The following is an 11,241-nucleotide window of genomic DNA, read 5'->3' as shown; positions in this document are numbered from 1 at the left end:
TTTTGGATTTTTCGGACGAGCTTTGCGTGGAGCGCGAGATCTGGGACATCTGGAGCGAGCTAGCTGGCGAAAATCTACCGCTACCACTGGGAGGCATGGCAGTTCGCCGCAGCCTACCGATAACGGACGCTATCGAGTGCGAGCGCGTGTTAACGGAAGGCGTACGCATCGCCACCGCGCATAAGCCCTTTTTGTCGCACATACTCATGGAGCGAAATCTCATTCGCGTGGACGACGCAAAGCTAGAAAAATATCTGAGCCTTTATGCCAACGAGGCCTCGATCGAGCTTTCGCAGGTGCAGATAAGGGCGATAGATAGGCTATTTGAGCTTGGTTACGAGCGCGGATTTTACCCTGCGCCGATTAGCGCGCAGGAGAATTTCATCCCGCGCGAATATAACGAGATCCGTTTTGCGGACTGCGGCGGGCAAAACCCGATGTAAAGCGAGCGAGGTTAAAATTTAGCTGAAATTTGGCGCTTGCTTCGGCTAAATTTTACTCGGAATGGGAATTGCATTTCGGTTAAATTTTTCGGCGTTAAGGGGTTTGCGCCTCGGCTAAAATTTACTTCGGCGTAAAAGCAGACGCGCGGTAGAATTTTATCTCGTTTTTGCCGTGCGGTAATGTATCGCCGCTTTTGGATTTAGCCGCAGAGTACAATTTGGATTTAAATTTGCGCGCAAATTTAACGCCGAGCTTGCCGCGGATTTTGCCGCTGAGCGCGTCAATCGACCGCGCTGTGGCGCCATTGTCGCGGCGCGATGTTCCATCTCAAATTTAGGCTACGCAGCGATGAAATTTTGCAGCGCGGCGCTACATTGCGCGGTTGTATTTTGTACCGCAGAGTGCGAGTTGCGCGTGCGACGTAGTGCGCCGCTGAAAACGTATCGAAAGCGAGCTAAATTTAATCGTAGCAGCAGCGTTAAATTTTGAAATAGCGTTCGTGTTCTGTGCCGTGCGGCGCGACGGCAGCGCTAAATTTTAAAGCGGCGGGCGGCTAGCGCGAAATTTAGAAATGAAATTTAAAAGGCAAAATTTTGAAAACAAAGCAGATAGATTTTAGCAAATACACCTCCGTGCGCATCGGCGGGAGCTTTGCGGTGCAAATTTTAAAGGACGAGGCCGATTTTGCGGAGTTTGAGAGCATGGCGGGGGGCGCGATCATCGGCGGCGGCAACAATCTGCTCATCTCGCCCGTGCCGCCGCACCTTGCGATGCTAAGCGAGGAGTTCGACCGCATAAGCCTAAGCGGAGATATCCTTAGCGTCGGGGCTGCGACGAAGTCGGGTAAAATTTACAACTTCGCCAAAAAGCAGGGTCTCGGCGGCTTTGAGTTTTTGCGAAACATCCCGGGTACGCTTGGCGGGCTAATCAAAATGAACGCGGGGCTTAGCGGTGCGAGTATCAGCGATAGCCTGCTTGCCGTGCGCCTAATGCGCGGCTGGGTGGAGCGCGAGCGGATAAGCTTCGGCTACCGAAGAAGCGGGATCGAGGAGCCGATTTTGGGCGCAGAGTTTAAAATTTCGCGCGGTTTTGACGTCTCGTTCGCCGCGGATTTCGCCGCCAAACGCGCCAATCAGCCAAAGGGAGCTAGCTTTGGCAGCTGCTTTAAAAACCCGCCGAATGACGCCGCGGGCAGACTGATCGAAGCGGCGGGATTAAAAGGCTGCGCGATCGGCGGCGCGAAATTTAGCGAGCAGCACGCCAATTTTATCATAAATTTCGGCGGCGCAAGCTTTGAGGATGTGATTGCGCTCATAAATTTAGCGCAAAGCCGCGTTTTTGAAGAATTCGGTATTAAACTGGAAACCGAAGTCGTGGTACTATAAAAGGAAATTTGTATATTTTGCCCCCGACTAAGCTTGCTCGGTCGTCTACTCCGTCTTTTTGCGCTGGATTTTATTTATGCTTTGAAATTTTAAAATACCGACGAAATCGTCAAATTTAAAAGCACTCAAAAGACAAGCCGTTAAATTTTAACGGCCAAACTCACGCTAAATATCCCATCCCCATCTATCCACTCTTTCACCTTTTTAAATCCCGCGTTTGCTACGAGCTGATCCATCTCGGCTTGACTGCGGCGGCGCATGATCCATGCCGCACCCTGCCTGTGGCTAGATAGAGCGCGCGCGATCATCTCGAGCTGCGGGTGCCACGGCTGGTTGGTGTAGATAAGGTAGCCACCGCTTTTTACGCTGCTTGAAAAGCCTTGTAGCGCAGTGCGTACGACCGAGTTATCGGGGAAAAGCTCAAACAGCCCCGACACGACGCCTAGCGTATATGCGTCCTGCAGACCCTCGTAGCTAGCGGCTTCGAACGCATTTGCCTGCGTAAAGCTCGCGACGTCCTGCAGCCCGCGCTCCTTTATCATTTCGCTACCGGCTTTTACGTTTATGTCACTGTAGTCGCGCAGCGTTATGCGCTCAAATTTATGCCCCTGCGCGGCGTCTAGTATGTATCTGCCATGGCCCGAGGCGATGTCTAACAGTCGTAGCGGCTCGCCTCGCTCCTGCAGCTTTGCTACGGCTTGGTCGATGGCTAGCTTGATATTTCGCTTGCGCTCTCTGATACCGCGCCAGCCGATGGCGTTTAAGTAAAATTTGTCGATAAATTTGAAAAATTTATTCGCCCCTTGCGGCTCGTTTCGGTAAACGTAATCAAGCGTACTGCCGCTATCGTAGCCGGTATTTTCGCCGATCTTTAGCCCGCCGACCCACGGCGAAACCGCCTGCATAAATATCCGCTGAAATTTAAACCGCAAATTTTTCGGGCTAAATCTCGGCAGCGGCGTAGCTAGCCTATCGGCCTCTTCGCGGCTAAAGCCGTATTCGTCCGCGTGCGTACAGTCTATCTCGCTAAAAGGCGCTCTAAAACGCTCTCTGACGAACTCGCGCACGATCTCAAACGCCCTTTCTCTCTCGCTCTCGCCCAGCGTATCGTGGTAAAATCCCTCTAAAATCTCGCGCCTCTTTACGCGCGCGCCAAGAGCGTTGTAAAACTCGTGCTGCGGGGCGTGCTCCACGACCCAATCATCGCCTGAAACCAGCAGCAGCGTAGGCGTCGTGATCGCGGCGGCGTCAGAGACCACGCGCTGTGCCGCCTCGTAAAGCCCCAGCAGTATGCGCACCGAGATCGCGCGAGTGATGAGCGAGTCGGCGTCGTAGCTGGCCTGGCGCTCCTTGTCGTGCGTGAGATAGTGTGCCTTGATGTAGCTGTTTACGAAAAAATTTCCGCGAGCGCAGTAGAGCGCCTTTAGCCCGGCTCTAGCAAACGGTACGTAAAGCTTCACGCTAAACGCGGGACTTGCCAGCACCGCGCAGCGAACGCGCGGAGCGTAGTCGTGCAGCCACGCAGAGACCAGCACCGCACCCACGCTTTGAGCTATCACGGCTAGATTTTGCGTCTCAAACCCAAATCTCTGCTCGATGTGCGCCACAAACTCGTCCACGTCGGCGATGAGGCGGCCGATACTCGGCGCATCGCCCCGCTCTCCGTCGCTCCTGCCGTGTCCGCGCTGATCCCACGCAAAATAGCTAAAACTCTCATCCGCTAGCCCGTCCGCCACGTGCGTCGTCCTGCCCGAGTGCTCGTGTCCGCGGTGAAATATCGCTACGGCTTTGGCATTCGGCGCGGCTTTAAATTTGAGATTTTGCTCGGCGTTTTCAGCTAGTTCTTTCTCGCTCAAATTTGACGCAGCGCATTTGCCCGTTTCGTTTAAATTTGAGTCCGCATTTTCATCCACGCCGCCTGTTTGCTCGCTAGTCAAATTTGACGTTTCGCTTGCGGTCCAGGCGCTTAAATTTATTTCGTCTGCACCCGGGTTTTCGCACGCTACGTCGCTAGCCAGGCGGTATCTGTAAAATATCCTCGCTCCATCGCTCGTTATAAAGCAACTCTCTTTAAACTCCATTTTTCGCCTTTCTTGCTTAAATTTATCGATTTTTACGCTTATTTTATCCTAAAATGCCCCGTTATCTCGTGCTCGTTTAGCACATCCTCCTCCTGCGCGCCAAGGCCGATGTTATGGATCACGAGCGGGGTTTTATCGCCTGCAAATTTATCCGAAACTATGCCGATATGAGGCCTGCCGTTATCCAGCCGCCACGTCACGATATCACCCGCTTTAAACTCGCCTTTCGCCTCATAGCCTTTGCGTTTTAGATAGGTCGCGATGTTTGGTACGCGGCGATGATCGATGTTCTTGTCGGTCTTTTTCGCGCCCCAGTTTTTTGGATAGACGCTAAAATTCGCGCTCATATCCTCATGGATGAGCCGCTGCAGATCAATGTCCTGTCCGCGCAGCGCCCTTACCACGACGTCGGTGCAAACGCCCTTTATCATATCCACGTCGCCCATCGGGTACTCAAGCCTAGAGTACGAAGGATCGTAAAACAGCGTCCGACCAACCTGCACTCTAGCATCTTGCACGAGCTTTCCGGCCGAAAACGCAAAGGCTAAATTTGCCGCGAGCGCTAAAAGTAAAATTTTGCTCCAAATTTTCATCAAAACCTCACGCGTAAAAATATCTAACTATGTGAAAAAATATCGGCGCCGCAAAGCACAGCGAGTCCATACGGTCAAGCATCCCGCCGTGCCCGCTGATCATATAGCCCCAGTCTTTGACGCCTAGATCGCGCTTGATCGCAGACATAACAAGCCCTCCTAAAAAGCCCATCATGCAAACGGCAAGCCCGATGAAAAACGCCCCCGTCGCGCCAAAAGGCGTGAGATGATGCAAACACGCAGCCAGCGCGCTGGCGCTAAGTACGCCGCCTGCAAAGCCAACCACCGTTTTAGACGGGCTGATGCTAGGAACGATCTTGCGCTTGCCAAAAAGCTTGCCCCAGATATACTGCAGCACATCGCTAGCTTGCACGACTAGGATCAAAAACAGCATCAACTCCATGCCGCCGCCCTGCCCAAGATCCAGCAAAAGAAGCGCGGGGATGTGCGAGATACAAAACACGCAGATCATCAGCGCCCACTGGATCTTCGTCGAGCGCTCTAAAAAATAAGCCGCATCGCCGCAAATAGCCGCCAAAATCGGTAAAAATAAAAATCCGTAAACCGGGATAAATATCATCGCCATCGCGTACCAATCGGCATAAATAAAGATATATTGCATGGGCAAAATCACGTAAAAGCACGCCACGAGCGCGATATGATCGCCTCTGCGGATATAGATGAGCGACAAAAACTCGCGCAATGCGGCAAACGAAACTAGCAAAAATAAAAATATCACGGCGTTTTTGCCAAGATAAGTAAACGCAAAAATAACCAAAATCATCGCCCACCAAGCGTTTATGCGCGAGGTCAAATTTGCGATGGTTTTGTTCTCGGCGCCAAATTTCGCCTTTAATATAAAAGCCACGACGCTAGAGACGACTAGCACCGCGATGAGTCCTAAAAATAGATTTAAGATATGATTTTGCGGGTTCATTTTAGGGCCTTTTGGTTAAATTGAAGCTAAATTTGACGCCTGCTTCGGAGCTCTCCGAGCGAGTCAAATTTGCGCACGTTTGGTTTGCCACGCGGACGGTTTGGTTGGTTAAATTTTTTATGCGGTTTAAATTTGCGTTTGCGTCAAATTTGATTTGCGGCAAGGCTGGCGTTTTAGCCCGTGTTTCTCGTTCAAATTTGACGTTTTCAGCTACTGCTTTAAAAGGCTCTACGTCAAATTTGCCGCAAAAATCGGTCGCAAATTTTGCTTTTTCATTTGACGGATTTACGGGGCTTAAATTTACCGCCATCGCTAAAACTTCCGTGCTAGGCTTTAGTTCTATCATTTTGCGTATCGCTCATCGCTAGCAGCGCGTCTTGCGCCTTTTGTAAAAACTCGCCCTTGCCCTCGCCGCCGTATGTTATCTCCTCGCCCACTATCAGCTCGCAAAGCAGCGGGATGGGTATCATAAAGCCTTTAGGCAGGACGTTGCGCGCGTTTTTGATCCAAATCGGCACCAAAGGCACGGAGGGGCACTCCTGCGCCAAACGAAACACCCCGCTTTTAAACGGCTGCAGCGCCAGGTCGTCGTCCATCTTGCGCGTGCCTTCGGGAAAGATGATGAGAGAGTGTGTCTGCAGCGTGTCGCTCATTTGCGCTAGCGCTTCTAGCGGATCTTTGCGGCGACTTATTAGCACCATGTTAAACACGTTTTTAGCAAGAAATCTGCGCACGGGTCCGCTCCCCCAGTACTCCGCCGCCGCGACGGGGCGCACGCGCTTTCTCACGCGATACGGCAGCGAGACGAAAATCAGCAAAAAATCGCCGTGGCTAGCGTGGTTCGCGTAGTAAATTTTAGTACCCTCGCCGATATTTAAAAGCTCCTGCGGCGGCCGTACGCCCGTGATAAATATCGTGATACGGCAAAGGATAAAATCAAGCGCTGCAGCTAAAAACTCTTTCATCTTGTATCCTTTTTACTCTTTTACTTTTCAAATCGCTTTTTGCGGCGCCCTCAATTTTGCGGTTGTGTGCGGCAATAAGCTTCTCGCCCATCTTGCCGAAAACGAGCGTTTAGACATAAATTTGAGGCGATTAAAGCCGATACGGTTTTAAGTAACGCCTGCAATTTGCCGCTTTTGCTACTTGCCTTTGATTTCACCGACTTTGATAAAACGCTCGAAATTAACCGAGCGCGTTTTGCGCGCCTAGCGTCTTTTAAAACGTCTAAATTAAGCGGACAAATTCGCCGTGATATTTTATCCTCGCCTCAAAAAATCTCGCAAATTTAAACAAGATCAAATTTATAACGATTGCGTGCCCGCGTCGAGGCGAGCTTAAAACTTTTGCAATTATATCAAATTTAGGCGAATTTGCCTTGCGTCGATTTTGGAGATAGCTATTAAATTTATCCTCGTCCGAGGCGCCTTATTCCACGCTTTTTAGTCCCATCCTCACGCGGTTTGCGCAAGTAAGCGCGAGTAAAAATATCGCGGCGTAAAGTACCCAGCTAAACCACTCCGGTAGTCGCCCAGATAGCGCATATACCGTACCGATAAGCCCGAATATAAACGCGCGGTCGCTCTTGCCCATAGGTCCGTCGTATCGCCTGCCGCAACCGTGCACCTGCCCTAGGACGCCCAAAAACTCACTCATAAAAGATAGAAAGATAACGAGCGCGATAACGCCCCAGTCAAACGGCGCCACGAAGGCAAACGGCAGATACAGCGCGGCGTCCGAGATGACGTCCGTGGCTTCGTTTAGGTAGCCGCCCAGTGGGCTTTTTTGATTAAACTCGCGAGCCAGCATGCCGTCGATGGCATTTAGCGCCATACGCAAAAACATCCAAACGGGCAGCAGAAAGAATAGCGTCGAAATTTCGGCGAATTTTATCAGAAGTCCGCCCAGCAGAACGGAAATGACGCAGGCTGTGATCGTGACTTGATTTGCGCTGACGCCCGCGCCGTGAAGACGTCTTACTAACGGACGAAGTAAATTTTGAAATTTGGGCTTTAACTCGTAAATCGTCATGAGGACTCCGAAAATTTGATTTTCGTATTGTCGCTTAAAAATGCTTGGAGGCAGATTAAATGTGTGGTCGGCTTTTGTGTGAGCTTTTTAATCGTCGATTTTTAAAAGCATTAGGATGGCGAAATGAACGATGCAAATATGAGTAAATTATCTCTTATATCATTGCCGCGATGGGCCCTCAATTTTTTTGACGCGGGCTCGCGACGGTAAAAGTAGCGTTTACGGCACGATTATAGGCAGCGTGGTAATCTCCATTATGGAAAGCGTACGGCGCAATCATCGCCATATCAGTATCCATCTTTGCTCAATTCCTCTATGCGGGCCACAAAAATTTATAAACCGCATGGGATTTCATCGCGATAGATTTCAAACTTCGCTCTCCGCCGAAAATGTAATAGACCTTGTCGCGAAAATTCTAAATCATAGCGGCGCCGAGCCGGGAAGAATACTTTTAAATTTTAAAATTTCGCGGCGGTGCAAAACCTCCGTATTTGCGGATTTAAAGTCAAATTTAAAATTTAATCTAGCCAGATATTTTCGTTTAATTTCAGACTTTTTACGATGGAGAGAAAGAATAGAAGCTCGTGCTTGATAGACGCCGCAGGATCGAAACTAAGTACGCTGCGATCTACGCTAGGCTCGAAGCTATCGTGTCCCGTGTGGATGAAAATATAGACTTTTCTACCAGAAAAGCTTAATCTGATCGGTCCGCCGGCACCGCTTCTAAAGCGAAGCAAGCGCCGCATAAAGGCGGGCGTGAGGGCGTACATTGCAGATACCGCATCGGCGCTATATACGCTAAATGCGGAGCTAAACTCGCTATCGTCCATCGCGATCTTCTTAAGTCCGCCGAGTGTTGGCCTCGCGCTGAGCAGGAAGGATCACGGCCACCGAGTTTATGCGCTTTTTAAATTCCGCGTAGAAAAAGATCCCTCTGCTGTTATATCGTTCGTCGGTGTGGGTCGCGCAAACATCCGCAAAGCTGAAAAATACTCCGTCATAGACGCCGGAAATTTTATCTTCGCAATCAAGATATTTTACTCCATCCTGAAACAGGCCGCTAGCGCGCAGATACGCCGGTCGAAATGAGCCTAAAATTTTGTAGCGATAGCCTAGGCTCGCGATATAGGGTGCGAGATATAGCGGTGTTTAAAGGCGCGGACGAATTTTTTGGATCTATTGTATTTGATCCGCTCCAGCGCGGCATCCGCGATATTAAACAAAGAAAGGCAGATGGTTACGAGTGCGATGACGAAGCGTAAGGTATCATTCTTACACATTTCTACGCTTTTGGCAAGTATCCACAGCAAGACGCAAAAGATAAATACGCGCACTATATTTGCATCTTTATTCACTACTCTATAAGAGATGCTGCCGCAGCTAAATACCACTATGATCCAGCAGAGGCCTACTGCTGCTTCTTGATCTCTAAAATTGAAAAATAGCCACAGCGCCGAGGCTAGCACTGCTATTATCGAAAACGCCGTACTTTTGTGCCGCTCTGCCTCGATGAGAAGCTTTAGTTTTTACGGTTCTTTTGCGGTCATTTTTTCCCGTGCTTTACCCGAACGAAATTTTAAAACTTAGCGCTTCAAATCCGCCCCTAAATTTAAAGAACTAAGCTTTAAAATTTACAAAATTTCGCGGAATTTCGATCTTTAAATTCCGCGTAAAATTTAGCTTTGGCACAAAATTTCTACGATCACCTGCGGCAATAGCTCATGCTCGATCTCGTGGATTTTGGCCTCATAAGCTTCAAGGCTCATTCCCGCGCTCTTTTCAAACGCGCGCTGAGCGATGATTGCGCCGCCGTCGAGCTCCTCGCTGACCCAATGCACGCTCACGCCGCCCACTTTCACATCGCTCTCAAAGCTCTCTTTTATCGCATGCGCGCCCTTAAAAAGCGGCAGCAGCGACGGGTGCAGGTTTATCGCGCGAACTCTGCTCGTAAAAACGGGTGTGAGAATTCGCATAAAGCCTGCAAGCACCGTAAGATCCGCGCCGCTTTTTTCGATCTCGCGCACGAGCGCGGCGTCGAACTCCTCGCGGCTAGCGAACTCTTTGTGATTTAGGATCACGCTTTTTAGACCGAATTTTGCGGCTTTTGCTATGCCGCCGGCGTTAGCTTTGTTAGTTAGTGTTAGCGCAACTTCGATCTTGGTTTCGCCGAAAATTTTGCCGTGCAGCTTCTGCAGAATCGCCTCTAAATTTGAACCGCCACCGCTAAAAAGCACGGCGAGCTTTTTCACAACCATTTTACCTCCTCGATGAGATCGAGCGGATTTAGCGCGTAGGAGTTTTTGGCGAAGGCTCGCGCGGCGAGCGCGTGGGCTAGAACGCCGCAGATTGAGGCTTGCAGAGGCAGGTAGCCTTGCGCGAGCAGCCCGCCGATAAGCCCTGCGAGCACGTCGCCGCTGCCGCCCTTTGCGAGCGCGGCGCTGCCCTTGTCGCAGACGTAGATGATGCCAGCTTGGGCGACGAGCGTGTTTGCGCCCTTTAGCACGAGCACGCCGCTAAATTTCTCGCTCCACGCCCGCGCAAGCTCGAAGCGCCGCTCTTGCAGCTCGCTCACGCTAAGATCTGCGATGCCTGCGATCTTCAAAAGCGAGCAAAATTCCTTCGGATGGGGCGTTATGATTAAATTTGAATTTTCGCTAAGCAGACTTAAAATTTCGCGCTCGTAGCACAGATCGGCGTCGATGACGCAGCTTTTGCCCCGCAGCGCGGCAAGATCGATCTTCCGCTCTCCAAGGCCGCAGCCGCAGACTACGACCTGCGCGGCATTGAATGAGCTTTTTTGCATCAAAATCGGGCTTAAATTTAACGGCTCCTCACTAACGATGCTAACGAGCCCGCTGCCGATCGCGTGAGCCGCTAGAGCCGCCATCTGCGCCGCTCCGCTCATCTGTCCGCTTACTACGTAGGTGTGCCCGAAGTCGCCTTTGTTGGTGTTTTGCTTCCTGCGCAGCGGCAGCTTCAGATCGCTTTTTTGAAGCAGAAAATATTCGCTCCGCCCCTCAAAATTTTGGCGCGAAATTCCAAGATTTGCGACTTTGATCCGTCCTACCTGATCCTTCGCTGCATCCGAAAACAGCGCGAGTTTGAGCGCTCCCATCGCGATCGTCAGATCCGCGCAAAATGCACCGCCTAAAATGCGCCCGCTCTTATCGATACCGCTTGGGATATCGACTGCGATTTTTAGGGATTTCGTGCCGTTTGCGAGAGATAAAATTTCGCAAATTTCAGCGCTTATCGGTTTATTCAAACCGCTGCCGAAAATCCCGTCGATTATGCAGTCTGCGCTTGTAATTTCATCGTGCAGGCCGCTCGGTTTGCTGCATTCTTTGCCTAGTTCGCCGCATTCTCCGCTGCGCTCTGCGGTTTCAAATTTAGCACCTGTAAATTTTGCGCATAATTTATCGTCGCCGCCTGAAATATTTGCGCCGTTTAGGCCTTCGCGTTCGTTATCAGGCTCGCCCTCACAAGAGCCGGCACCCTTTAAGGAGGAGCCGCCTACGCTTTCATGCGTGCAGATATCCTTGCCAGATGCGCTGTCTGCGTGCTCGCAAGTGGTTTTTATGCTCGTAATATCGATAAGCTTAACGCCCGCAGCCCGCGCCGCATCAGCTTGAAATTTACCCGCCGCGCTTCTGTTTTGAAGCACGCAAAGCGCGGTGCAGCTAAAATCGCCGCTTAGCTTTCGCAGCGCCGCCATCGCGTCCGCGCCGTTATTTCCGCCGCCGCAAAGCGCCAAAATGCGCGAGCCCTTT

13 protein-coding genes are annotated in these 11,241 nt (G+C 50.9%); 3 read left to right on the top strand and 10 right to left on the bottom strand.

The genetic code is table 11. The annotated features are described in order from the left end of the window. Together Q0438_RS01235 and Q0438_RS01230 are read left to right on the top strand one after the other, a co-directional pair. On the top strand, positions 1-443 hold a 443-nt coding region (locus tag Q0438_RS01235; protein WP_367178480.1), incomplete at its 5' end, for an MqnA/MqnD/SBP family protein. A gap of 594 nt (positions 444-1,037) precedes the next feature. Further along, positions 1,038-1,829, top strand: a complete 792-nt coding sequence (locus Q0438_RS01230; RefSeq protein WP_299186401.1) for a UDP-N-acetylmuramate dehydrogenase — start codon at positions 1,038-1,040, stop codon at positions 1,827-1,829. Positions 1,830-1,969: 140 nt separating this feature from the next. Here the strand turns inward: Q0438_RS01230 and Q0438_RS01225 are convergent, their stop codons facing one another. The 7 genes from Q0438_RS01225 to Q0438_RS01195 form a co-directional block, all read right to left on the bottom strand. Continuing rightward, entirely contained in the window at positions 1,970-3,910 is a 1,941-nt protein-coding gene (locus Q0438_RS01225) for a bifunctional alpha/beta hydrolase/class I SAM-dependent methyltransferase (RefSeq protein WP_299186397.1), read from the bottom strand. Positions 3,911-3,948: 38 nt separating this feature from the next. After that, a complete protein-coding gene (locus Q0438_RS01220) occupies positions 3,949-4,503 on the bottom strand; it encodes a DUF1287 domain-containing protein (RefSeq protein ID WP_299186395.1) in 555 nt (184 codons plus the stop codon). A gap of 7 nt (positions 4,504-4,510) precedes the next feature. Further along, a complete protein-coding gene (locus Q0438_RS01215; protein WP_299186392.1) occupies positions 4,511-5,440 on the bottom strand; it encodes a phosphatidate cytidylyltransferase in 930 nt (309 codons plus the stop codon). Between the two features lies 1 nt (position 5,441). Continuing rightward, entirely contained in the window at positions 5,442-5,786 is a 345-nt protein-coding gene (locus tag Q0438_RS01210; protein WP_299186389.1) for a hypothetical protein, read from the bottom strand. Then, positions 5,767-6,405: a 1-acyl-sn-glycerol-3-phosphate acyltransferase gene (locus Q0438_RS01205; RefSeq protein ID WP_299186386.1), complete on the bottom strand. Its 639-nt coding sequence runs from the start codon at positions 6,403-6,405 to the stop codon at positions 5,767-5,769. Before Q0438_RS01205 ends, Q0438_RS01210 begins: the two co-directional genes overlap by 20 nt. 463 nt (positions 6,406-6,868) lie before the next feature. Continuing rightward, positions 6,869-7,471 (bottom strand): CDP-alcohol phosphatidyltransferase family protein, encoded by a 603-nt coding sequence (locus tag Q0438_RS01200; protein ID WP_299186384.1) that lies wholly within the window; start codon positions 7,469-7,471, stop codon positions 6,869-6,871. Positions 7,472-7,989: 518 nt separating this feature from the next. Beyond that, positions 7,990-8,301: a DUF3137 domain-containing protein gene (locus Q0438_RS01195; RefSeq protein ID WP_299186382.1), complete on the bottom strand. Its 312-nt coding sequence runs from the start codon at positions 8,299-8,301 to the stop codon at positions 7,990-7,992. On the opposite strand from Q0438_RS01195, the gene Q0438_RS01190 reads away from it, so the two are divergent. Further along, positions 8,228-8,560 carry a hypothetical protein gene (locus Q0438_RS01190; protein WP_299186404.1) on the top strand — a complete coding sequence of 111 codons (333 nt, stop codon included), beginning with the start codon at positions 8,228-8,230 and terminating at the stop codon, positions 8,558-8,560. The two genes, Q0438_RS01195 and Q0438_RS01190, sit on opposite strands and share 74 nt — an antisense overlap. A gap of 23 nt (positions 8,561-8,583) precedes the next feature. On the opposite strand, the gene Q0438_RS01185 is transcribed toward Q0438_RS01190, so the two are convergent. The 3 genes from Q0438_RS01185 to Q0438_RS01175 all read right to left on the bottom strand — a co-directional run. After that, complete coding sequence (locus Q0438_RS01185) at positions 8,584-8,862, bottom strand: hypothetical protein (protein WP_299186379.1); 279 nt, start codon at positions 8,860-8,862, stop codon at positions 8,584-8,586. Positions 8,863-9,147: 285 nt separating this feature from the next. Continuing rightward, positions 9,148-9,726: a phosphoribosylglycinamide formyltransferase gene (purN, locus tag Q0438_RS01180; RefSeq protein WP_299186376.1), complete on the bottom strand. Its 579-nt coding sequence runs from the start codon at positions 9,724-9,726 to the stop codon at positions 9,148-9,150. Next, positions 9,717-11,241: NAD(P)H-hydrate dehydratase (locus tag Q0438_RS01175; RefSeq protein ID WP_299186373.1), on the bottom strand; the 1,525-nt coding region annotated here is incomplete at its 5' end. The genes Q0438_RS01175 and purN, both read right to left, overlap by 10 nt.

Origin of the sequence: uncultured Campylobacter sp. (assembly GCF_938030785.1) — a bacterium.
In the GTDB taxonomy this organism is placed as follows: Bacteria; Campylobacterota; Campylobacteria; order Campylobacterales; family Campylobacteraceae; genus Campylobacter_B.
Note: the sequence above shows the minus strand (reverse complement) of the source record. Positions and strands in the feature narration are given on the sequence as shown.